Below are 21,887 nucleotides of genomic sequence, written 5' to 3'. Positions count from 1 at the left end.
TGTAATGTTGTTTTCAAGCTTTACATCATACCGACCAAACAACCTTGCCTTCCACCATCGTCAGCGTCGGCCAGCCCTTAAGCACCCAGCCCGTAAACGGGGTGTTGCGTCCCTTCGAAGCGAATTCCGCCGGATCGACCGCTTTCTCCGACTCCAGGTCGATCAAGGTTAAATCCGCCGGTTTACCTTCAGTTACAGTTCCCCACGGCAGTCCGAACACTTCGGCCGGCAGCTTCGTCATCTTGTCGATCAGAAACTCCAGACTCCAGGCCCCCGTTTCCACGAACTTCGTGTACAGAAGCGGGAAGGCCGTCTCGAAGCCGACGATGCCGAACGGAGCGAGCTGTACGCCGCGCGCCTTCTCTTCCTCGCTGTGCGGCGCGTGGTCCGTTACGATGATATCAATCGTACCGTCCATGAGACCTTCGATACAAGCCTGCACGTCTCGCGGCGTGCGCAGCGGCGGATTCATTTTCCAGTTGGCGTCGAGTCCGGGAATATCTTCGTCCGAGAGCAGCAGATGGTGCGGACATACCTCAGCCGTCACCTTGATGCCGATCTGTTTCGCCTGCCGGATCAGCCGGACCGATTGCTCCGTGCTGACGTGGCACACATGATAATGGACGCCCGTCGCTTCAGCCAGCAAAATATCGCGGCCCACATGAATCGCTTCCGACTCGTTCGGAATGCCCTTCAGCCCGTGCTTGCGAGCGAAAGAGCCTTCCGAGAAGGCGGCGCCCTCTACCAGCGTGTTGTCTTCGCAGTGCGCGATAACCGGCATGCCGATCGAGGCCGCTTTAGCCATCGCGTCTTTCATCATCTGAGCGCTTTGCACGCCGACCCCGTCATCCGTATACCCGATTACGCCCGCTTCCTTCAGTGCTTCGAAGTCGGTCAGCTCGCGGCCGAGCTCGTTTTTCGTAATACAGCCGTACGGAAGCACGCGGACGACGCCTTCGGTTTCCGCTTTGTCCAGCACGTACTTCACGGTCTCGACCGTGTCGATGACCGGCCTCGTGTTCGGCATGCAGGCGATGGTTGTGAAACCTCCGCGGGCAGCCGAGCGTGTACCGGTCGCAATCGTTTCTTTATGTTCAAAGCCAGGTTCGCGCAGGTGCACGTGCATGTCGATCAATCCCGGCGTCAGCAGCTTGCCCTTGGCATCGATCACTTCATGTCCGCCGACATCCGGCGACGTGCCGTCCGCATCTGCAATACGGGCCACGAGACCGCCCTCCACCAGCACGTGCTTCGCTTGTGTTTCATTCCCTGCGCTGACAACGCGGGCGTTCAAGATCCAAATTCCCATGAAAACCTCCACATATGGTTAAAATGTTTCGCGCAATCCCCTTCGCTTAGCTCAACGCGCGCTCGATCACGGCCATCCGAATCGGCACGCCGTTGCTCATTTGCGTAAAAATTTTCGACTTCTCGCACTCGACCAGCTCGTCGTCGATTTCGACGTTCCGGTTGAACGGGGCCGGGTGCATGATGATCGCGTGCGGCGCCATTCGCGCAGCCCGCTCCGACGTCAGCCCGTAGGCGGCGCGGTATTCCTCCGCCGACCCGAACAGCGTGCCTTCGTGGCGTTCCAGCTGCACCCGCAGCATCATGACGACGTCGGCCGACAGCGCCTCGTCGATCGTAACATAAGGCGCGTGCTCGCCCAGCTCATCCGCACGCATGCCTTGCGGCGCGCAGAAGCTGACCCTCGCGCCAAGCGTTTGCAGCGCCCACAAGTTCGAGCGGGCGACACGGCTGTGCTGGATGTCGCCGATGATGGCGACGTGCAGCCCTTTGAAGCCGCCGAATGTTTGGCGGATCGTATACAGATCGAGCAGCGCCTGCGTCGGGTGCTCGTTGTTGCCGTCGCCGGCGTTGATCAGCGGCACCTTGATTTTTTGCACCAGCTCGGGCAAGAGACCGTTCGGCTTCATGCGGATGACGCCGGCGTCGATGCCCATGGACTCCAGCGTTCGTACCGTATCGTAAATCGATTCGCCTTTTTGAACGCTGGATACGGCGGCTGTGAAATTGAGCACTTCAGCGCCAAGCCGCTTTTCCGCAACCTCAAAGGAAAATCTCGTTCTCGTACTGTTCTCAAAAAACATGTTGGCCACGAAGCGGCCTTGCAAATGACCGGTCACCTTCACCGGATATTGCTCCCAGTAAGCGGCGCGGTCCAAAATGGATGTCAGCTCTTCGGCGCTAAGCCCTTTCGTTCCGAGCAGATGTTTATCGGATAAAAGCTGAGTTCGTGTCATTCGCCTTGCCTCCTCTGTCCTGTGATGAGCACTTGGTCCGCGCCGTCCGATTCCGTTAAGTGCACCTCAATGCTCTCCATTCGCGAGGTCGGAACGTTCTTCCCCACGTAATCCGGCCGGATCGGCAGCTCCCGGTGTCCGCGGTCGACGAGCACGGCCAGTTGTATCGATTGCGGCCGCCCGAGATCCATCAGCGCATCCATCGCCGCCCTCACCGTTCGTCCCGTGTACAATACGTCATCGAACAGAATCACTTTCTTCTTATGAACCACGAGGCTTTGCCGTCCGGCTTCGAGCGCAGCCGCCTCTTCGCTCAAGGCGGTTACGTGCGGGGGTGCGGAGATGGTCCGGTCGTCGCGATATCGCGTGACGTCCACTTCCCCGATCGGTACGTTAGCTCCCTCGATTTCGACAATTTTCTCAGCGACCCGCCGGGCCAGATGAATACCCCGGGTGCGGATCCCGATGAGTACGCAATCTTCAAAGCCTTTGTTTCGTTCCAATATTTCATGGGCGATACGCGTCAATGCTCGTCGTATGGCCGTATCGTCCATTAGCACAAGCTCGGTTTGCTGCATGAACACCGGAACCTCCTCACCGTTGTATTCCTTCATCACAAAGCGATCGACTGCGCAAGACATAAAAAAACCTTGCCGTGTGGACAAGGTTAGCGTGCGCGAAAATAGAACCTGCCCGCAGGAACCGAGATGAGCTGGACATAACCAACCCAAGTCGTTCCGTTCCGGGTAGACCGTTCAATTCGTCGTTCACCTTGTCAGCCTCACGGGACTGCATTTTAAAGGTGCTTTTCAGTTACGAGCATTATCCCACGTTCGACAGCGGATGTCAATAGACGTCGAGGTGCCTTCATCGTTCGAACCGAACAAGCGGACGATGAATCGGCATTGCCTTTCCTGTCAGGGCCGCCAGTTGCGTTATCGCGTTCGGGCCCGGTCTCCTTTTGCGGCATGCGGGGTCTTAAACATTGCTAGAAACGGTGGATTGTGCTATAAAAGATGTAGTTCGTGTCCGCTTGTCCGAGCGGCAACCTTACATAAGGAGTGGAAGTGAAACATTATGTCGATCGAAATGAATACCGAAGAAGTCATTAATCTTATCAAAACAAGCAAAAAGAAAACCCCGGTGAAAGTATATGTAAAAGGCGATTTGGAATCCATCGCTTTCGGCGATACGATCCAAGCGTTCGTATCCGGCAAAAGCGGCGTCCTGTTCGGCGAATGGACCGATATTAAAGCGGTGCTTGACGAGCAAAGCGCGAAAATCGAAGACTACGTCGTCGAGAACGACCGCCGCAACTCCGCCATTCCGCTGCTCGACCTGAAAGGCATCAACGCCCGCATCGAGCCGGGCGCCATCATCCGCGATATGGTCGGCATCGGCGACAACGCCATCATTATGATGGGTGCCGTCATCAACATCGGCGCTTCCATCGGCGAAGGCACCATGATCGATATGGGCGTCGTCATCGGCGGCCGCGTGAAAGTCGGTAAAATGTGCCACATCGGCGCAGGCTCCGTCCTCGCGGGTGTCATCGAGCCGCCTTCGGCGCAGCCGGTCGTGATCGAAGACGATGTGCTCGTCGGCGCGAACGCAGTTATTCTGGAAGGCGTGCGCGTAGGGGAAGGTTCCGTCGTGGCGGCCGGCGCGGTCGTCGTGGAAGATGTGCCTCCTTTCAGTGTTGTGGCGGGTACGCCAGCACGCGTGATCAAGAAAGTGGACGACAAGACAAAGTCCAAAACGGAAATTTTGAAAGACCTGCGCACCCTGTAAATAGCGCATGGATGCGGCTCGGCGCCTGGCGCCGGGCCTTTCTGTTAACCGTGCACGGCCCAAATTGCTTTCTTATAGGAGGCTCTGGTTCGCTTATGAGCAAAACCGTCATTCCCAGCCCGTTCGTTCAGGTGCGCCGCGAGCTGCACCAAATCCCCGAACCGGGCTTCCAGGAATTCAAAACGCAAGCTTATTTGCTTGACTTTATTTCCCGTCTGCCGCAGGACCGCATCGAAGTTCGCAAATGGCGGACCGGTCTTCTCGTGAACGTTCGCGGAACCGCGCCGAAGCGCAGGTATGGCTACCGTGCCGATATGGACGGCTTGCCCATTCAGGAGGACACCGGTTACGAGTTCAAATCGACGCATCCCGGTTTCATGCACGCGTGCGGCCACGATTTGCATATGAGCATCGGGCTCGGGATTTTGGCCCATTTTGCCTCTCATCCGATCCGCGACGATTTGACGTTTATTTTTCAACCGGCGGAGGAAGGTCCGGGCGGCGCGCTTCCGATGCTCGAAAGCGAAGAGTTTCAGGCTTGGCGTCCGGACGAGATCTTCGCGCTGCATATCGCCCCGGAATATCCGGTCGGCACGATTGCGACGAAGCCCGGCATCCTGTTCGCCAACACGTCCGAGCTCTTTATCGACCTTGTGGGCACCGGGGGGCACGCCGCCTTCCCGCACAACGCCAACGATATGGTCGTCGCCGCTTGTCAGCTTGTCGGCCAGCTGCAAACCGTCATCGCGCGCAATGTGAACCCGCTCGACTCCGCCGTGATCACGATCGGCAAGATCGACGGCGGCACGAAGCAGAACATCATCGCGGAGCGGGCGCGCCTCGAAGGAACGATCCGCACTTTATCCGCCGATACGATGAAGCTCGTTAAATCGCGCATAGAAGCGATCGTGAACGGCATAGAGGCTTCGTTCGCCTGTAAAGCCGAGATCGATTACGGTTCAAATTACATGCAGGTGTATAACGAAAAGTCCGTGACCGCGGAGTTTATGAGCTGGCTCAGCGAATCGCAGGCGGAGTTCGGCGTGAAGCTTCATGAATGTACGGAAGCGATGACCGGCGAAGATTTCGGATATTTCCTCGAATCGATTCCCGGCTTCATGTTCTGGCTCGGCGTCAATACCCCGTACGGGCTGCATCATGCGAAGATCGAGCCGGACGAAGCGGCCATCGATACGGCCATCGGCCTCATGACCCGCTTTCTGACCTGGAAGTCGGAGCAATAGCCTGAAATGATATGCAAACAGCCGTCCGGATCATTCCGAACGGCTGTTTGCGCAGTTAAAATTCGATAACATGGCGCCAAATTCAACGGTGGGGCAGCTTCTTCACGAACGCCTCCAGCCGGTCCATCCCGGCTTCCAGCACATCCATCCCGTATGCATACGAAAGCCGCACGTACCCTTCCCCGAAATGCGAGAAGGCATCCCCCGGAACAACCGCGACGCGGTGCTCCTCGAGCAGACGCATCGTGAACTCCATCGACGTCAACCCGAACCGCTCGATCGAAGGGAACATATAGAACGCCCCTTCCGGTTTCTCCAGCGTAAAGCCCATGCCGGTCAACCGGTCGTATACGAAATCGCGGCGCTTGCGGTACTCGGCTTTCATGGGGGCAGCGTCATCCACGCCCGCTGTCAGCGCTTCAATCGCCGCATATTGACTGATCGAGCTTGCGCAGGTCACGTTGTACTGATGAACCTTGACCATATGCTGGGACAAGTAGGCGGGCGCAAGCGTGAAGCCGATCCGCCAGCCTGTCATGGAATGGGATTTCGACAAGCCGTTAATGACGATCGTTTGCTCACGCATGCCCGGCACGGCCGCGAAAGAGCGGTGCGGCGCATCGTAGATAAGCTCGCTGTAAATTTCGTCGGCGATGACGAACACTTCCCGATCGGCCAGCAATTGTCCGATCTCCGCCAGCTCTTCCGACGCCAGGACGCGACCGGTCGGGTTTGACGGGTAACAGAGAACGACGCAGCGGGTCCGGTCCGTCAGATGCGGCTCAAGCAGTTCTGCAGTCAGCTTGAAGCCATTGGATCGCGTATCCACATAGACCGGTACGCCTCCGCACAATCGGACAAGCGGCTCATAGCCGGGATAGATCGGACCCGGTAAAATAACCTCGCTGCCTTCGGTCAGCAGCGTCCGCAGCGTAATATCGAGCGCCTGGCTTGCGCCAGTCGTCACGATGATTTCGTCCGCTGCGGCATACTCCAGTCCGTACTTCCCCTTCACGAACTGTGAAATGGCCGACCGCAGTTCCGGCAGCCCCGGATTCGGCGTGTAGGTCGTGCGGTGGTCGGCGATGGCCTGCTCCGCCGCGTGCAAAATATGTTCAGGCGTCGGAAAATCCGGCTGCCCGATGGTCAGTGTAATCGCATCCTTATATCCGCTGACCAGATTCGAAATTTTACGGATGCCTGAAATTTGAATGTCTTTGACCCGCGGATTAATGAGCCTCTCCAATTGTTCCATGTCCGGCTTTCATTCCTTATCGCGTTTTTAGTACGTCCAACAATCGCAGCATATCGTCCGGCAGCGGCGCTTCAAACTCCAGCCACTTTCCGGAGCGCGGGTGTTCGAAGCCGAGGACGGCGGCATGCAAGGCTTGCCCTTCCATGACGACGCCCCTGCTCTTCGACAGGCCGTAGGCCGGGTCGCCGACCAGCGGATGCCCGATAAACTTCATGTGGACGCGAATCTGGTGCGTTCGTCCCGTTTCCAGCTTCAGCTCGACTAACGTGTAGTCGCCGAATCGTTCCAATACGAGAAAATGCGTGACGGCACGCTTGCTGTTCTTCTCTGTGACCGTGTACAGCTTGCGGTCCTTAGGATCGCGGCCGATCGGCGCATCGATCGTTCCGTTGTCGTGCGGCACGTTGCCGTGCACAAGGGCGATATACTTGCGGTTGACCGTGTGCGCCTTCAGCTGCGCGGCCAGCCCACTGTGGGCCAGGTCGTTCTTCGCAGCCATCAGCAGTCCCGAAGTATCCTTGTCGATCCGGTGCACGATGCCGGGACGCATCACCCCATTAATGCCGGACAAGTCCTGGCAGTGGTACATCAGCCCGTTCACGAGCGTGCCGCTGTAATGGCCGGGCGCCGGGTGCACGACAAGGCCGCGCGGTTTATTGATGACAATCACGTCCGAGTCCTCGTAGACGACATCGAGCGGAATCGGCTCCGCGGCCACTTCCAGCTCCTGCGGCTCGGGGATGATCAGCGCCAGCGTTTCGCCCTCATTCAGCTTGTAGTTCGGCTTGACCACGCGGCCGTCGATAGTTGCATGGCCTTCCTTGATCCATTGCTGCACCTGCGTCCGCGACACCTCCTCATCCAGCGCCTCGGTTAGAAACTTGTCGATGCGTTCGCCCGCTTCCGTCGCTTCAATGACCCATTCCTGGCGGGAATCCAAATCCCCGGAGACTTCTTGCTGCACTCCGCTCATGGCTGCAAATCCCCGCTTTCCGATCCGGTCTTGACGTTCTGCTTCGCCTCGCGGCGCCAACTGATTAACGCGTCCAGGAAGATCAAAGCGACGCCGGAGACGATTGCGGAATCCGCCACATTGAAAATGGGGAAAATATAAGGCGTCTGCAGCCAGCTGAAATCGAATGTAAATTGGAAGAAGTCAACCACCTCGCCCGTTCTCGCCCGGTCGATGAAATTGCCGAGCGCTCCGCCCAGCAGCAAGCTTAACGCAAACGGCAGCAGCTTCTTGCCTTCGTCCAACGTCTTTTTCAAATACCAGATGATACCGATCACGACAAAGATCGTGATAACGATGAAAAACCATCGCTGGTTTTGCAGAATGCCGAAGGCCGCTCCTTTATTCCGGTGCGACGTAATTTGGAAAAACTCGCCGATAACGGAACGCGATTCTCCAATCACCAAGCGGTTGACAATCACCCATTTCGTTGCTTGGTCGATAAGCAGCACGATGACGGCGTACACGTAGTATTGTAAATATTTCAATGGAACAACCCCTTATTCGAGCTGACATTACAAGGATTTACCTAGCTAAAAAAATTCCGGTCCGCTTAAACTAACGGTAGGCAACCACCTCGAGGAGGCGATCATCTTGACGAACGTTCCATCCCGGGATCACGCGTTAACCGGGGCCCAGCTGCAGGAGCTGAGCGCTAAGCTTCAGGAAGAGCAGCAGTGGCTTCAAGCGCACTTGACCGACCGAGAGCACGAAGGCCTGGAAAATTCGCTCCGCGATCAAACCGGTGAACTATCCGCTTACGACAACCATCCGGCCGACCTCGGCAGCGAAATGTTCGAGCGGGCTAAAGACATCGCTTTGCTTGAAAATGCGGAACGTCACTTAACCGACATCAACGAAGCGCTCGCACGCATCGAAACGGGTGCATACGGAACGTGCCGCGCTTGCGGGCAACCGATACCGTTCGAACGGCTGCAAGCTATGCCTACCGCGGCGTACTGCGTCAAGCATGTGCCCGACCCGAACGAATCGGAGCGCAGACCTGTGGAAGAGCAGCTGCTGGCTCCGCCATTCGGACGTACGAGCTTGGACGAGCTCCCCGATCAAAATCAATTTGACGGCGAAGACGCTTGGCAAATCGTGGAGAGCTGGGGCACATCCAATTCCCCGGCGATGGCGGAAGATCCGGATATATCCAACAACTACAACGATATGGAGATCGAAGCCGAAGAGAACGTCGGTTACGTCGAATCGTTCGAAAGCTTCGTCGCGACCGATCTGTACGGCCAACAGGTCACCGTCGTCCGCAACCAGGCTTACCGCGATTATATGCGCAATGGCGAAGGCTACGGCTTACTGGAACAAGAATCTTCCGTGGAGGACAGCTACGACTGAACGTTGCGTGCGGAATACGGAATCAACGCAACAAGTAACGAGCGTTCCGGCCTCAGCCGGAGATCGCTCGTTACTTGTTTGCGCGGATACACCGGGTTAAACCGCAGCGCCTTCTTTCAAGACGCCTGAGCACCGTTTGCACAACGTAGGATGCTCCGGATCGTGTCCAACCTCCGGCGTGACGATCCAGCAGCGCTCGCACTTCTCACCGTCTGCTACAGCGATGGACACCGCCATTTCCTTGAATGCATGCGCCCCGGCAGGCACCGTCTCTCCCGCTTCGTGCACGACGACACCCGACACGATGAAGAGCAGATCCAGCCTGTCAAAGCCGGCAAGCAGCTTCGCGGCTTCCGCATTCGGATACAGATGCACGCAAGCGCTGAGCGAGTTCCCGATGAGCTTCTCCTTGCGCGCTTCTTCCAGCGCCTTCAGCACATCGTCACGCAGCGAGATGAACGATTCCCACTTCTGCTCCAACGCTTCATCGAACAAGTCCGCATTCACTTCCGGCAAATAGGCGAGCTGCACGCTGGCCAGTTCCGTGCCCGGGATATATTTCCACACTTCGTCCGCGGTATGTGGCAGGATCGGCGCGATCAGTTTAGTTATAACCGTTAGCGTGTCGTACAATACGGTTTGTGCCGCTTTTCGCTCCGGATCCGCCGCCGCGCTGGCGTACAGCCGATCTTTCAGAATATCCAGGTAGAACGCGCTCATTTCGACGGCGCAATAATGATGCACCGCTTGATAAACGACATGGAACTCATACTTGTCGTAAGCTTTAATTACTTTGTCGGCCATCCGGTGCAGACGAATCATGGCGAATCGGTCAAGCTCGTTCAGGGCAGACACGTCGACGCGATCGCGAGCCGGGTCGAAATCCGACAGGTTGCCGAGCAGGAAGCGCAGCGTGTTGCGGATCTTCCGGTAACCCTCGGACGTTTGGGTCAAGATGTTATCCGAGATGCGTTGATCCGCCTGAAAGTCGGTTGAGGACACCCACAGACGCAAAATTTCAGCGCCCAGCTTGTCTGCCACTTGCTTCGGATCGATCGTATTGCCGAGTGACTTGGACATTTTCCGTCCTTCGCCGTCCAGCGTGAAGCCGTGGGACAGGATACCTTTGTAAGGCGCTTGCCCCTTCACCGCAACACCCGTGATCAACGAGGAGTTGAACCAGCCGCGATATTGGTCCGATCCTTCCAAATACAAGTCAGCCGGCCATTGCAGTTCCTCGCGCGTCTCCAATACCGCTACATGGCTGGAGCCGGAATCGAACCATACGTCCATAATATCCGTTTCTTTGCGGAAATGGTCGTGTCCGCAGGACGGGCACACGGTACCTGCCGGCAGCAGCTCTTTCTCATCCTTCAAGAACCATGCATTCGAGCCCTCCTGCTCGAAGATGCCCGCAACATGCTCGATCGTCGACTCATTCACGAGCGGCTCGTTGCAGCTGCGGCAATAGAAGATCGGAATCGGAACGCCCCATGCCCGTTGCCGGGAAATACACCAGTCGCCGCGCTCGGCGATCATGTTGTGCAGACGGGTCTCGCCCCACTCCGGCGTCCAGTCGATGCGTTTGATTTCGTCCAGCATCGCTTGACGGAATTTATCGACGGAAGCGAACCATTGCTCGGTCGCACGGAAGATAACGGGCTTCTTCGTCCGCCAGTCATGCGGGTATTGATGCTGGATCGTGTTCATATGCAGCAGGTGGCCGGAAGCTTGCAGCATCTCCGTGATCACCTTGTTTCCCTTATCGTAGAACATGCCTTCAAAGCCCGGCGCTTCCGCCGTAAAATGCCCCTGATCGTCCACCGGACACAACACGCCGATGTTATAACGTTGCCCGATGACAAAGTCATCTTCCCCGTGACCCGGCGCGGTATGAACGCAGCCCGTACCCGCTTCCAGCGTGACATGCTCGCCGACCATCACGAGGGACGTGCGGTCGTAGAACGGATGCTGGCAGAGCACATGCTCCAGCTCGGCGCCTTTGTAGGCAGACAGCACCTTCACGTCTGTCCAGCCGATTTCCTTCGCCGCCGCTTCGAGCAGCCCTTGCGCAAGCACAAACTTGCGGCCGGCCGCCTCTACCAGCACGTAGTCAAATTCCGGATGCAGACTGATCCCGAGGTTGGCAGGAAGCGTCCAAGGCGTCGTCGTCCAGATGACGATCGCGGCATCCTCGGGCAGCTTGCCTTTTCCGTCTTTCACTTGAAACGCCACATAGATCGAGGTTGAAGTTTTGTCTTTATATTCGATTTCCGCTTCGGCCAGCGCGCTCTCCGAGGACGGAGACCAATAGACCGGCTTCAGCCCTTTGTAGATGTAACCTTTGTTCACCATGCCGCCGAACACGCGGATTTGCTGGGCTTCGTATTTTGGCTGCAGGGTTACGTACGGGTTCTCCCAATCGCCGCGGATACCTAGCCGCTTGAACTGTTTCTTTTGTTTCTCGACCCACTCGAGGGCGTAGGCTTTACAGTAATCGCGGAATTCCGGAACGCTCATTTTTTTACGGTCGACCTTGCCGCCGTTGGCGATGGCCTGCTCGATCGGCAAGCCGTGCGTGTCCCAGCCCGGCACGTACGGGGCGTCGTAGCCCTGCATCGTTTTGAAGCGGACGATAATATCTTTCAATACTTTGTTCAGCGCATGGCCGATATGAATATCCCCGTTTGCATACGGAGGACCGTCATGCAGTATAAATTTCGGCTTGCCTTTGCGGCTTTCTTGCACGAGACGGTAGATGTCAATCTCTTCCCAGTGCTGCTGCATTTTCGGTTCGGCCTGCGGCAAGTTCCCGCGCATCGGAAACTCGGTTTGCAGCAGGTTTAACGTTTTTCCATAATCTACGTTTGACATATTTACCCACGCTCCTGACTTGATTCAAACCAAACAAAAAAAAGACCTCGCATCCCATAGGGACGAGAAGTCTCGCGGTACCACCCTGATTAAGACAATAGCCAACCCCATCCGCGGCTGACGCCCGACCGGATGAATCAATTGGCTTATAATCTTCGCTCCATGATCGATAACGGGATCATCCGTTGCTCTTTACTTACGCATCGGTTCAAGAGACGCTCCTGGGTGATATTCCTAAGCCGCCGAAGTCCGGGCTCGCACCAACCCCCGAATCGCTTGCTTCAGCCGTACGCCAAGTACTCGTCCCAGTCTTCGCTTTCACATATGGTAACTTAACAGGAGTATATCGAAAATTGCGCGCATCGTCAACTGACACGGCTTGTATGAATATCCGGGCTGTCCGGTTTACGGCTGCTCCACTTCCGTGCGCTCAAGCGAGTTCCAATCTTCCTTGCTGAGCAGTTCGAGCTGCGCTTCGATTAACGTCCGGAAACGGGTACGGTAGATCGATGCCTGTTTCTTCAGCTCCTCGATCTCAACCGAGATTTTGCGCGCCTTCGAAAGCGATTCGTTAATAATCCGATCGGCGTTTTTCTCCGCTTCCTTGATGATGAGCTGTGCTTCTTTCTTCGCGTTCGTTTTTACCTCATCCGCAGCTTCCTGAGCGACGATGATCGTCTTGCTCAGCGTTTCCTCAATGTTTGCAAAGTGATCCAGCCGCTCTTGAATCGTAATCAATTGATTTTGCATCTCTTTATTTTCACGAATTAACGCCTCGTAGTCTTTAATAACCTGATCCAAAAATTCATTGACCTGATCCTCGTCATATCCTCGGAACGAACGACTAAATTCCTTATTATGTATATCGAGCGGTGTTAAAGCCATTCTTGCACCTCCTGCATATTTGAGCAACGTGCGCCGATGATGTTCGACATCCATGCGTATTGGTATATTTCGACAATACTTAGATTTTTCCTGCCTGCATAAATCAAAAAAATCGGCAATTTATGCATATTTGCCGATTCGAATGCGATACCTGCCTTTTTTGGTCAGCCCTTCGACTTCCAACACTTTGAACCTGCCGAACCCCTTCAGCGACACGACGTCACCCTGCTTCAGCGGCTTGCTCGGATCCTCTTCCTGCTTCCAATTCACTTTGCAGCGGCCCGCTTTGATCGGAACAAGCACCTTCGCGCGGCTGAGCCGGTACACGTCGCTGACAATCCCGTCCAAGCGGAGGGAAGCGACGGTCAAGTTCATGTCGTCGAGCTTCGTTTCCGTGGCCTGCAGCTTGTCCAGTGGCAGCGTGCCCGTATGCACGTGCACACGATGCACCTGGTTCAAGTGAAGCACGATATAATCGGCGATCTCTGCGGCGGCAAGAAAGTGGCATCCGGTCGGCAGCACATAGATGTCGCCGACTTTATCCCGTTTAATGCCCAAACCGAGTATTGCGCCCATATAGTCGCCATGGTCCAAATCGCCCAGGCTGTCGTCTGTGGAAGACACTTCGATTAGCCGGATGCCCATCTCTTCATCATCCAGTACGCGGTAATCCGGGGCGACAATCGCCCGCTTCCGCTCGGCGTTCGGGTGACCTCCCTCGAAGCGAACCTGCACGTCTGCGCTTCGATTCACGAGACTCGTTAAGATGAACGCTTGTCTTGGGTCTAAAAAATCGGTCCGTTTCACTTCATGCTGCTCGGCCCTGGCCACCCATTCGGCGGCTTGATCGACGAAACGATGCTCATCCGGGTGAAAGTGAGCGTAAATGTTATCCTGCGTCAGTTGAAATCACCTTCAATTAAGGGATGATGTAGCCGATGACGACGGCCAATCCCATGCCGATAAAACGTAGCGCAATTAAGGCGACGATCGGCGAAATGTCGATCATGCCTCCGATCGGCGGGATGAAGCGGCGAAACAGACCCAAATACGGCTCGCACAGCTTAGCCAGTATTTCGCCGATGAAGCTCTCCCTCGCGTTAGGCAGCCAGGAAAGCAGCACGTAAGCGATAAGCACGTATTGATAAATGTTGACGAGTGTGGATATGAAACCTTCAATAGAGCTCAAATACGTTCACCTCGTTTTTGTAGTCAAGCTTGTTCATCCTGGTTGAGCAATTCCGAGATGGAACCGTGAATTTCAACCGTATCCGGCGTGCACAGAAAAATATTCGGACCTATCTTGGAGATCGAGCCGTTCAAAGCGTACACCGTACCGCTCAGGAAATCGACGATCCGCGTCGCCTGATCGGTACGAACGCGGTGCAGGTTGACGACAACCGGGCGGCGGGAACGCAGATGATCGGCGATTTCCTGCGTTTCCTCGTAAGAACGCGGCTCGTGCAGGACGACCCGAATATTTTTTTGCGAATGAATGCTCACAATGTTCCCTTTAGTTTTACGCACTTCCTGCGCCGGAGTTTCATTTTCTTCATGCTGCTCCAAGCTGCGCTCGCGCTCGACGAGCTCTTCCTCTTCCTGCAGGCCGATCAAATTCATAAACTTGTTATAAACGCCCATATCCGTTCCCTCCCTTTGTTTGGTGACGCTTTATTCTTTACCCACCAAAATAGAGCCGAGCCTCACCCAAGTCGCGCCTTCCTCGATTGCCACTTCGTAATCGTTCGACATGCCCATGGACAATTCCGACACTTCGTAATCAAGTACGCCGGCGTCGTTCAAGCGGTCGCGCCACTCCCGAAGCCCCCGAAATACAGGCCTGGTTTCCTCAGCTTCCGCTTCGTACGGCGCCATGGTCATCAACCCGGCAATCCGAATCGAATCCATTCCCCGTATTTCTCTAACGAACGAGATCAGCGATTCCGGCTCCAATCCGTATTTCGACTCCTCGCCGGATACGTTCAGCTGGATGAAGCAAGGCACCTGCAGCTGCAGCCCGGAAGCTTTCTTCTCAATCTCCTTGGCGAGCGACAGCCTGTCCAAGGAATGAATATAGGCGAACTTGCCGATGACGTCCTTTACTTTGTTCGTTTGCAAATGTCCGATAAAATGCCACGTGCCCTTCGATCCGAACGCTTCCCACTTGGCCGCCGCATCCTGCCAGCGGTTCTCGCCGATATGCGTAAGTCCGGCTTCGAGAACTTGTCCGGTCGTCGCCAGCGAAACGTATTTCGTAACGGCAATCGTCCGCACCTCTTTCGGGTCGCGGCCCGAGCGGGCGCAAGCGGCTGACACTCGTTCCTGCACGTGCTGTATGCGATCTGCCAATTGATTGTTCAACTTCATTATTCACCCCATTTACGATCGACCGCGTTCGAGACAGCGAACGGCTTCTAACGCGGGAAGCCTCTACGCTTCCCGGAGCCCGATCCAAGCTGCCATTCGGCCCGTCCTGCCGCCTTCCTTCCGATGCGAAAAGAACAGATCCGTATGACAGCTTGTGCATAAACCTGTTATTTCGATATGAGACGGCAATATTCCTGCTTTTATCATAATTTGTCGGTTGACTTGTTGCAAGTTTAACTTATATTTGCCGTTCGGCTGCTGCTCGTAACACAGTACGTCGGCCGGTTGAACGGTTGCTTCCTCATCCGCCTCGCGAAGCGCCCGGTCGATCCGCCCGATGACGGTGTCGTCCACCTCGTAACAGCAGGCACCGATCGAAGGCCCGATCGCCGCTCTCACATCGCGCGGCTTCGTGCCGTACGCGGCGCTCATCGTCTCCAGCAGCGCCTTGGCGATTTGGAGTGCGGTGCCCTTCCAGCTGGCATGCGCCAGCCCGACCGCTTGACGGATCGGATCGTAAAAGTAAAGCGGCACGCAGTCCGCGAACAGCGCATGCAAGTAAACCCCGCGTTCGTTCGTCGCGAACCCGTCCTTCGCCTGCAGCGCCTTCTCGCGCGAGTCGTTGCCCGCTCCGCGCCATGCTTTCGTTACCACTTGAATCTCGTTGCCGTGCACCTGTTCGGCATACGTACAGGCGTCGAACGGAAACTCCAGCGCCTCGGCCAACAGACGCCGGTTGCGCACGACATCGCCGGGTTCATCCGCAACGTGAAGCCCGCAGTTCAAGCTGCTGAAATCGCCTCGGCTAACGCCGCCAAGCCGTGTCGTAAATCCGGCGGACAGCTGCGGATAGGCGCGCGTGAAAGGCGCCAAGGCTAACAACTCGCAGCCGTTATCGGCTTTCTCGAGAACAAACGGTTCCATTCCCCTTGCGCCCCCTGTCATCGTTTACCATTCAGTATACACGATACGCCTGAAAAGAACACCCCATTCGGCGCTTAATTCCCTTCGCGGTAATTGCGGTTGTATTCGTAGGAGACCTCGGTCTCCTCCTGCCGGACGCTGCGCATATCTTCGATTTTCACAAGCACGACGTCCATCCCGATCTTCACAATATTGCGCCATGGGATAATAACGTCCGTCGCGCCCCCGAACAATCCGAAGAAACGCGGCGAGTTCGGAACGACAATCGCCTCGATTCGCCCGTTCCGCAGGTCGAGCTCCAGATCGCTGATTTGCCCCAGCTTCTTGCCGTCCACGATATTGATGACGTCCTTCGTTTGAAAATCGGATATTTTCAAGCTGCCCTCACCACCGAGCTTTAGTTGATACTTTATGTGTATGTGAAAGTTGGGCAAAATGTCCATGCGTGTACCGTTTTCCATATAAAAAAAGACCTTTCCCACGGGCTTGGCCTGCGGTTCGGGTCGGATTTTCACGGTTGAGGTGCGGCTGTTTCAGTTTTTTACGTGCTTTTGCATTTGCGAGATGGCCGATTTTTCCAGACGAGAGACTTGCGCTTGCGAAATGCCGATCTCATCGGCGACTTCCATTTGCGTTTTTCCGTCAAAAAACCGCATGGATAAAATCATTTTCTCCCGGTCGTTCAGCTTGCGCATCGCTTCCCGCAAGGCGATTCCTTCGATCCACGACACATCCTTGTTGCGATCGTCGCTAATTTGATCCATTACGTAAATCGGGTCGCCCCCGTCGTGATAAATCGGCTCGAACAGCGACACCGGATCCTGGATCGCATCGAGCGCGAAGACGACATCTTCCCTAGGAACGTTCAGCGCTTCGGAAATTTCGTAAATCGTGGGCTCGCGCGAGTTTTGGTTCGTCAGTTGGTCGCGGACCTGGAGCGCCTTATAAGCGATGTCCCGCAGCGAACGCGATACCCGAATCGGGTTGTTATCCCGCAGGTACCTGCGAATTTCCCCGATAATCATCGGAACGGCGTACGTCGAAAACTTTACATTTTGGCTTAAATCAAAATTATCAATGGCTTTCATCAGTCCGATACAACCGACTTGAAACAGATCGTCCACGTATTCCCCCCGGTTGTTAAAGCGTTGAATAACGGATAGCACCAGCCGGAGGTTGCCGTTTACTAATTTCTCTCTTGCAGATCGTTCATTCTTCGTTTGCAAACCGACGAACAGTTCACGCATTTCCGCATTGGTCAAAACCGGTAGCTTTGCCGTATCGACGCCGCAAATTTCGACTTTGTTTCGGGTCATTCGTGATTACCTCCCAAGGAGAAACATTAATGTACATTATCCCCCTGGACATTTTTTTTATGCGTTTTTTTCCAACTCGCCGCAGCACCCGCGAATGGCCTGCTGGAACGCGGAAAAGCTACAGAACGAACTGCAGCTTTTTGCTTCACCCTCCGGATTTTACACCATCTTGTTAAATTCTTTGCGAAGCCGCTTAATAATTCGCTTCTCTAAGCGGGAGATGTACGATTGCGAAATACCGAGCATGTCGGCCACATCTTTTTGCGTCTTCTCTTCGCCGTTCCGCAGCCCGAAACGAAGTTCCATGATGATGCGCTCGCGTTCGGACAATTTATCTAAAGCCTTATGCAGCAGCTTCCGGTCCACCTGCTCCTCAATGTTCCGGTATATCGTATCGTTCTCCGTGCCGAGAACATCCGACAGCAGCAGCTCGTTGCCGTCCCAATCGATATTAAGCGGCTCATCGAACGAGACTTCCGTACGGATTTTGCTGTTTCGGCGTAAATACATTAATATTTCGTTCTCAATGCAGCGGGAAGCGTACGTGGCAAGCTTGATCTTTTTCTCCGGATCGAAGGTGTTCACCGCTTTAATAAGACCGATTGCTCCGATCGACACCAGATCCTCGATATTGATGCCGGTATTCTCAAATTTACGCGCAATGTATACGACTAATCTGAGATTTCGTTCGATCAGCATCCCCCGGATGGCCGCATCACCCGACGGAAGCTTCTCCAGCAAATATTCTTCCTCTTCGCGGGTGAGCGGGGGCGGCAGCGCTTCGCTTCCTCCGATGTAATAAATCTCTTCTCCCTTAAGCCCGAGCAGCAGCAAAAGACGGAAATACATGATTTGCAGCATTAGCTTCCACTTGACTAACATGTTCGGCTTCCTCCTATTCCGGTATGTTGACCGCTGTTGGTTTGACGCTAACCGCTGTGGCTTTGCACCAATGAAGGGTGAATAATGGCCTGGTAAGCGTTATCCGAGCTTAAGCGCCCGCCGTCAAGTCCGATGAGCACCTTGATCGTTTCGATTTGTCCGCTTTCCGTCGTAATGACCACTTTGTCCGGTTTGAGCGCCAGCATAAACTGCGTGCTTCGATTCACGCCCCGGTAAGGCACCAGCCGCAGCCGGTCCTGCCAGATGAAAGGTTCGGTACCGATGGCGCCTACGATCTGGTCGACTTCAGCCCGCCTGATTTTGGCCATCCACGTCTCGGGGATCCACTCCCCCCACTGCGAGGCTTCCATCACCATCACCGGCGTCTTCGTCAGCGGGTCGTACAGTTGATTGCCCGTGTCGATCAGACCGGTGCAGCTGGAGGCGATCGCATCAATGTACACATCCACTTTAGCCATGAAGGAAGCGATTTCTTGCTTTTGCTTTAACGCCAGCACGACCCGCTTGTAGATCCACATGGCTAGCGGAATCGCGATAATGAGGGGCGGAAGCGTTCCCGTCAATCCGCGACCGAACATGACCCCGTTCAAGATGTCGTGCGACGACTGCAGCACATACATGCATCCGACGACGCATCCGGCCGCCACGAAATTGATTACATAAAACGTGCCCAGGTTGCGTAAAAAGTGCGCCATCCCTCCGAAGCCGAACGCTGTCAGCATCATCGCGAAGGAAAACGCCATCTTGGCGACAAAGGTGTACATAAAACCAAGCGACGGAAAAAACAAAAAAACCGCATAACTGCCGCCGATCACGGCGGATAGTACAAGCCTCCACGGACGCAGTCGCAGCTTGCGCGACCACCCGGTCATCCAAATCAAAGTGCCGTCGATCAACACATTGATGAGGAAAATGATATCGATATAAACGACCATTTTCCGTCACCTCTCTTTACCGCCACCATGCTTTTTTGCGAATGAGACAAGTATATAGCAATGGTATTCCAAAGTCTGTCTAAACATGACAGGAGGAAGCATCTTTTTTTGTCGGTTGCTGCAAACGGGTAGGGACGTCCTTGACCTCCGATCGGCCTAATCCAAGCTGTGCCCAGAGGCTAATACGGCAAAAAAACAGCCGTTCTCCCTAAGGAAGAACGGCTGTTACGTTAACCGGCAATGCCATTATTTGTTGTCGAATCCGTTGCGGTTCCGGTTGCGCAGAAATGCGGGGATGTCCAGCTGGTCGTTAGACGTTTGACCGCCGAACGGACGCAAATTGTTCAGTCGGTTGTCCGTGTTCTCTTGCTGGCTCCCGCCCGTGCTTGGCGCAGCGCCTGTGCCGCCCGGCTTACGCTGGGTCGTCGAGATGCTCTTATGCTCAAAGCCGGTCGCGATAACCGTGACGATAATTTCGTCTTTCAACGTCTCGTCGATAACGGCGCCGAAGATCATGTTGACCTCGAGGTCGGAAGCCGACGCGACGATATCGGCCGCTTCGTTCACTTCGTACAGCGACAAGTTGGCGCCGCCGGTAATGTTCATCAGTACGCCGCGCGCGCCGTCGATCGACGTCTCCAGGAGCGGCGACATAATCGCCTTCTTGGCCGCTTCCGCCGCACGGTTCTCGCCGGTTGCGACGCCGATGCCCATCAACGCGGAACCGCGTTCAGTCATGATGGTCTTCACGTCCGCGAAGTCGAGGTTGATCAAGCCGGGAACCGCGATCAAATCGGAGATCCCTTGTACGCCTTGACGAAGCACATTATCCGCTTCGCGGAACGCTTCCAGCATCGGCGTTTTCTTATCAACGATTTCGAGCAGGCGGTCGTTCGGAATCACGATCAGCGTATCTACTTTTTCTTTCAATGCGGCAATGCCCTGATCGGCTTGCATCGCCCGTTTACGGCCTTCGAACGTAAACGGACGCGTGACGACGCCGACGGTCAATGCGCCGCATTCTTTGGCGATTTCGGCGATAACAGGCGCTGCGCCCGTTCCCGTGCCGCCGCCCATACCCGCCGTAACGAACACCATATCGGAGCCCTTCAGCGCGTTAAAAATCAATTCGCGCGACTCTTCCGCCGCCTTCTTCCCGACCTCCGGGTTGGCCCCGGCGCCGAGACCGCGCGTTAACTTGTCGCCGATCTGCAATTTCGTATCGGATTTGGAAAGGTGTAACGCTTGAGCATCCGTATTCACGGTAATGAACTCGACGCCTTTCACACCGTTGTCGATCATCCGGTTGACCGCGTTGCTGCCGCCCCCGCCGCAACCGATGACCTTTATTTTAGCCAGTTGGTCCAAGTCCATATCAATTTCAAACATACTAGCGTCTTCCCCCTCATTAGGCTTTCATCGCGTGAGCACGATCCACGCTAAATAAACTCGCTTAACCAATTTTTAAACCGTTCCATGGCCGAAGGCTTCTGCTCTTGACCGGAAGACGCTTTCTTGCTTACCGTCCGCTTGGCGCCTGAGCCCGATTTGGAATTCCGCAAATATTTGGACGCATATTGTATAATTCCGACTCCGCTCGTATACGCAGGATCACGAACTCCAATAAAGTCCGGTACGGCGATGCGTACCGACGAAGCGAGTTCGACCTGAGCGATCGCCAGCATGCCCGGCATGGATACCGTTCCGCCGGTTAATACATAACCGCCCGGCAGCTCGGAAAATCCCAGACGCTGCACTTCCATGCGGATCAAATGAAAAATTTCTTGAACGCGCGGTTCGATAATGTTCGCCAGATCGACCTGCGAGAATTCCTTGTCCACGTTGCTTCCAATCCGGTTTACTTTAAACACTTGGTCCGAAGCCGCATGCTCGACGACTGCGCATCCGAATTTCAGCTTGATCTTCTCGGCAATGTCTGCCTGTGTGCGAAGTCCGTATGCAATATCGTTCGTAATATATTCCCCGCCGATGGGCAACGTGGAAGTGGCAACCAAATGGTTCTCATCAAACACGGCTATCGTCGTTGCGCCGGCTCCGATGTCGACTAACACGGTACCCATAGCCTTCTCGTCTTTCGACAACGCCAGGTGCCCTGCGGCAAGCGACATCAAGATCAACCCCGATACCCGCAGCCCTGATTTTTCTACAACGCGAAGCAAATTATGTATGGCCGTCTTCGTACCGGTCACAATCGTCGCTTCCACTTCCAACCGGACGCCGATCATGCTTCGCGGATCGTAAATTTGGTCCGTTCCATCCACTACATATTGGTTCGGCACTACGCCGATAATTTCGCGCTCGGGGGCTAACGGAATCACTTTCGCCGCTTGGATAACGCGTTCGATATCCTCGTCTCCGATCTCGCGGTCCTCGTTGGATACGGCTACTACGCCGTGACTGGATTGAAGTGCGATATGGTTGCCGGAAATACCTACGTACACATCCGAAATCTGAATGCCTACCATCCGTTCCGCGTGATCCACTGCGCTTCGAATCGACTGGACCGTCTGATCGATATCGACAATGGCTCCTTTGCGAATTCCTTGCGAGTCGGCAGATCCAACTCCTATTATGTTAATGGCGCCGTTAACGACTTCCCCAATAATAGCACGAACTTTGGATGTACCGATGTCCAAACTAACAATGATGTCATTGCTGCTCAACCCGTGGCACCTCCTGTAAAATGTAGTGTATATGAGCCGTGGTCAGCAAACCTGCTTGTAAGTATTCCACACGCTCT

General features: G+C 55.1%; 22 protein-coding genes and 1 other annotated feature. Of the genes, 3 read left to right on the top strand and 19 right to left on the bottom strand.

The features are described 5' to 3' along the window. Nucleotides 1-25: 25 nt before the first annotated feature. Genes ACZ439_RS23285 through pyrR form a run of 3 tightly spaced genes read right to left on the bottom strand, consistent with a single transcriptional unit; the run spans nt 26 to nt 2,842 of the window. Nucleotides 26-1,309, bottom strand: a complete 1,284-nt coding sequence (locus ACZ439_RS23285) for a dihydroorotase (protein ID WP_054795604.1) — start codon at nt 1,307-1,309, stop codon at nt 26-28. Between the two features lie 46 nt (nt 1,310-1,355). Continuing rightward, nucleotides 1,356-2,264: an aspartate carbamoyltransferase catalytic subunit gene (locus ACZ439_RS23280; RefSeq protein ID WP_141333748.1), complete on the bottom strand. Its 909-nt coding sequence runs from the start codon at nt 2,262-2,264 to the stop codon at nt 1,356-1,358. Next, nucleotides 2,261-2,842: a bifunctional pyr operon transcriptional regulator/uracil phosphoribosyltransferase PyrR gene (gene pyrR / locus ACZ439_RS23275; RefSeq protein ID WP_054798759.1), complete on the bottom strand. Its 582-nt coding sequence runs from the start codon at nt 2,840-2,842 to the stop codon at nt 2,261-2,263. Before pyrR ends, ACZ439_RS23280 begins: the two co-directional genes overlap by 4 nt. 499 nt (nt 2,843-3,341) lie before the next feature. On the opposite strand from pyrR, the gene dapD reads away from it, so the two are divergent. Next, nucleotides 3,342-4,055 (top strand): 2,3,4,5-tetrahydropyridine-2,6-dicarboxylate N-acetyltransferase, encoded by a 714-nt coding sequence (gene dapD / locus ACZ439_RS23270; protein ID WP_054798717.1) that lies wholly within the window; start codon nt 3,342-3,344, stop codon nt 4,053-4,055. Between the two features lie 95 nt (nt 4,056-4,150). Further along, nucleotides 4,151-5,299, top strand: coding sequence for an N-acetyldiaminopimelate deacetylase (locus tag ACZ439_RS23265; RefSeq protein ID WP_054795541.1), 1,149 nt, complete (start codon nt 4,151-4,153; stop codon nt 5,297-5,299). Nucleotides 5,300-5,381: 82 nt separating this feature from the next. On the opposite strand, the gene ACZ439_RS23260 is transcribed toward ACZ439_RS23265, so the two are convergent. From ACZ439_RS23260 to lspA, 3 genes are read right to left on the bottom strand one after another with little or no spacing between them, the layout of a single operon-like run. Further along, complete coding sequence (locus ACZ439_RS23260; protein WP_141333749.1) at nt 5,382-6,554, bottom strand: aminotransferase A; 1,173 nt, start codon at nt 6,552-6,554, stop codon at nt 5,382-5,384. 16 nt (nt 6,555-6,570) lie between these two features. Then, nucleotides 6,571-7,527, bottom strand: a complete 957-nt coding sequence (locus ACZ439_RS23255; RefSeq protein ID WP_054798716.1) for an RluA family pseudouridine synthase — start codon at nt 7,525-7,527, stop codon at nt 6,571-6,573. Next, nucleotides 7,524-8,054: a signal peptidase II gene (gene lspA, locus ACZ439_RS23250; protein WP_054795539.1), complete on the bottom strand. Its 531-nt coding sequence runs from the start codon at nt 8,052-8,054 to the stop codon at nt 7,524-7,526. Before lspA ends, ACZ439_RS23255 begins: the two co-directional genes overlap by 4 nt. A gap of 106 nt (nt 8,055-8,160) precedes the next feature. Here lspA and ACZ439_RS23245 point away from each other — a divergent pair, with 106 nt between their 5' ends. After that, nucleotides 8,161-8,922, top strand: coding sequence for a TraR/DksA C4-type zinc finger protein (locus ACZ439_RS23245; protein ID WP_054795538.1), 762 nt, complete (start codon nt 8,161-8,163; stop codon nt 8,920-8,922). Between the two features lie 96 nt (nt 8,923-9,018). Here ACZ439_RS23245 and ileS read toward each other — a convergent pair whose 3' ends face one another. From ileS to ftsA, 13 genes are all read right to left on the bottom strand, one after another. Further along, nucleotides 9,019-11,796 (bottom strand): isoleucine--tRNA ligase, encoded by a 2,778-nt coding sequence (ileS, locus tag ACZ439_RS23240; RefSeq protein WP_155615257.1) that lies wholly within the window; start codon nt 11,794-11,796, stop codon nt 9,019-9,021. 55 nt (nt 11,797-11,851) lie between these two features. Further along, nucleotides 11,852-12,118 (bottom strand) — a binding site (T-box leader). 83 nt (nt 12,119-12,201) lie between these two features. After that, complete coding sequence (locus tag ACZ439_RS23235; RefSeq protein ID WP_127607245.1) at nt 12,202-12,681, bottom strand: DivIVA domain-containing protein; 480 nt, start codon at nt 12,679-12,681, stop codon at nt 12,202-12,204. Nucleotides 12,682-12,801: 120 nt separating this feature from the next. Next, nucleotides 12,802-13,584 carry a YlmH family RNA-binding protein gene (locus tag ACZ439_RS23230; protein ID WP_127607243.1) on the bottom strand — a complete coding sequence of 261 codons (783 nt, stop codon included), beginning with the start codon at nt 13,582-13,584 and terminating at the stop codon, nt 12,802-12,804. 16 nt (nt 13,585-13,600) lie between these two features. Then, complete coding sequence (locus ACZ439_RS23225) at nt 13,601-13,870, bottom strand: YggT family protein (protein ID WP_054795537.1); 270 nt, start codon at nt 13,868-13,870, stop codon at nt 13,601-13,603. A 23-nt stretch (nt 13,871-13,893) separates the two neighbouring features. Next, nucleotides 13,894-14,322, bottom strand: coding sequence for a cell division protein SepF (locus tag ACZ439_RS23220; RefSeq protein WP_141333752.1), 429 nt, complete (start codon nt 14,320-14,322; stop codon nt 13,894-13,896). A gap of 30 nt (nt 14,323-14,352) precedes the next feature. Next, nucleotides 14,353-15,042 carry a YggS family pyridoxal phosphate-dependent enzyme gene (locus ACZ439_RS23215; protein WP_464620268.1) on the bottom strand — a complete coding sequence of 230 codons (690 nt, stop codon included), beginning with the start codon at nt 15,040-15,042 and terminating at the stop codon, nt 14,353-14,355. 69 nt (nt 15,043-15,111) lie between these two features. Beyond that, the gene (gene pgeF, locus ACZ439_RS23210) at nt 15,112-15,972 is read right to left on the bottom strand and encodes a peptidoglycan editing factor PgeF (protein ID WP_464620267.1); all 861 of its coding nucleotides are present in this window, start codon (nt 15,970-15,972) and stop codon (nt 15,112-15,114) included. Between the two features lie 74 nt (nt 15,973-16,046). Next, nucleotides 16,047-16,349 (bottom strand): YlmC/YmxH family sporulation protein, encoded by a 303-nt coding sequence (locus ACZ439_RS23205; RefSeq protein WP_054795534.1) that lies wholly within the window; start codon nt 16,347-16,349, stop codon nt 16,047-16,049. A 156-nt stretch (nt 16,350-16,505) separates the two neighbouring features. Continuing rightward, complete coding sequence (gene sigG, locus ACZ439_RS23200) at nt 16,506-17,288, bottom strand: RNA polymerase sporulation sigma factor SigG (protein ID WP_127607235.1); 783 nt, start codon at nt 17,286-17,288, stop codon at nt 16,506-16,508. Nucleotides 17,289-17,447: 159 nt separating this feature from the next. Then, complete coding sequence (gene sigE, locus ACZ439_RS23195; protein ID WP_054795533.1) at nt 17,448-18,170, bottom strand: RNA polymerase sporulation sigma factor SigE; 723 nt, start codon at nt 18,168-18,170, stop codon at nt 17,448-17,450. A 47-nt stretch (nt 18,171-18,217) separates the two neighbouring features. Continuing rightward, entirely contained in the window at nt 18,218-19,126 is a 909-nt protein-coding gene (gene spoIIGA, locus ACZ439_RS23190; RefSeq protein WP_464620266.1) for a sigma-E processing peptidase SpoIIGA, read from the bottom strand. A gap of 246 nt (nt 19,127-19,372) precedes the next feature. Then, nucleotides 19,373-20,515, bottom strand: coding sequence for a cell division protein FtsZ (ftsZ, locus tag ACZ439_RS23185; RefSeq protein WP_054795532.1), 1,143 nt, complete (start codon nt 20,513-20,515; stop codon nt 19,373-19,375). 50 nt (nt 20,516-20,565) lie between these two features. After that, entirely contained in the window at nt 20,566-21,810 is a 1,245-nt protein-coding gene (ftsA, locus tag ACZ439_RS23180; RefSeq protein WP_127608540.1) for a cell division protein FtsA, read from the bottom strand. Between the last annotated feature and the right edge of the window lie 77 nt (nt 21,811-21,887).

The organism is Paenibacillus sp. JCM 9796, from assembly GCF_055379675.1.
This window is presented reverse-complemented; position numbering and strand designations above follow the sequence as displayed.

Bases quoted from the DNA above. Each gene is read 5' to 3' on its own strand.
- dapD (WP_054798717.1), top strand. From the start codon at position 3,342: ATGTCGATCGAAATGAATACCGAAGAAGTCATTAATCTTATCAAAACA.
- ACZ439_RS23265 (WP_054795541.1), top strand. From the start codon at position 4,151: ATGAGCAAAACCGTCATTCCCAGCCCGTTCGTTCAGGTGCGCCGCGAG.
- pyrR (WP_054798759.1), bottom strand. From the start codon at position 2,842: ATGCAGCAAACCGAGCTTGTGCTAATGGACGATACGGCCATACGACGA.
- pgeF (WP_464620267.1), bottom strand. From the start codon at position 15,972: ATGGAACCGTTTGTTCTCGAGAAAGCCGATAACGGCTGCGAGTTGTTA.
- spoIIGA (WP_464620266.1), bottom strand. From the start codon at position 19,126: ATGGTCGTTTATATCGATATCATTTTCCTCATCAATGTGTTGATCGAC.
- ACZ439_RS23220 (WP_141333752.1), bottom strand. From the start codon at position 14,322: ATGGGCGTTTATAACAAGTTTATGAATTTGATCGGCCTGCAGGAAGAG.
- ACZ439_RS23260 (WP_141333749.1), bottom strand. From the start codon at position 6,554: ATGGAACAATTGGAGAGGCTCATTAATCCGCGGGTCAAAGACATTCAA.
- sigG (WP_127607235.1), bottom strand. From the start codon at position 17,288: ATGACCCGAAACAAAGTCGAAATTTGCGGCGTCGATACGGCAAAGCTA.
- ACZ439_RS23235 (WP_127607245.1), bottom strand. From the start codon at position 12,681: ATGGCTTTAACACCGCTCGATATACATAATAAGGAATTTAGTCGTTCG.
- ACZ439_RS23280 (WP_141333748.1), bottom strand. From the start codon at position 2,264: ATGACACGAACTCAGCTTTTATCCGATAAACATCTGCTCGGAACGAAA.
- ACZ439_RS23285 (WP_054795604.1), bottom strand. From the start codon at position 1,309: ATGGGAATTTGGATCTTGAACGCCCGCGTTGTCAGCGCAGGGAATGAA.
- ACZ439_RS23255 (WP_054798716.1), bottom strand. From the start codon at position 7,527: ATGAGCGGAGTGCAGCAAGAAGTCTCCGGGGATTTGGATTCCCGCCAG.
- ileS (WP_155615257.1), bottom strand. From the start codon at position 11,796: ATGTCAAACGTAGATTATGGAAAAACGTTAAACCTGCTGCAAACCGAG.
- ftsZ (WP_054795532.1), bottom strand. From the start codon at position 20,515: ATGTTTGAAATTGATATGGACTTGGACCAACTGGCTAAAATAAAGGTC.
- sigE (WP_054795533.1), bottom strand. From the start codon at position 18,170: ATGTTAGTCAAGTGGAAGCTAATGCTGCAAATCATGTATTTCCGTCTT.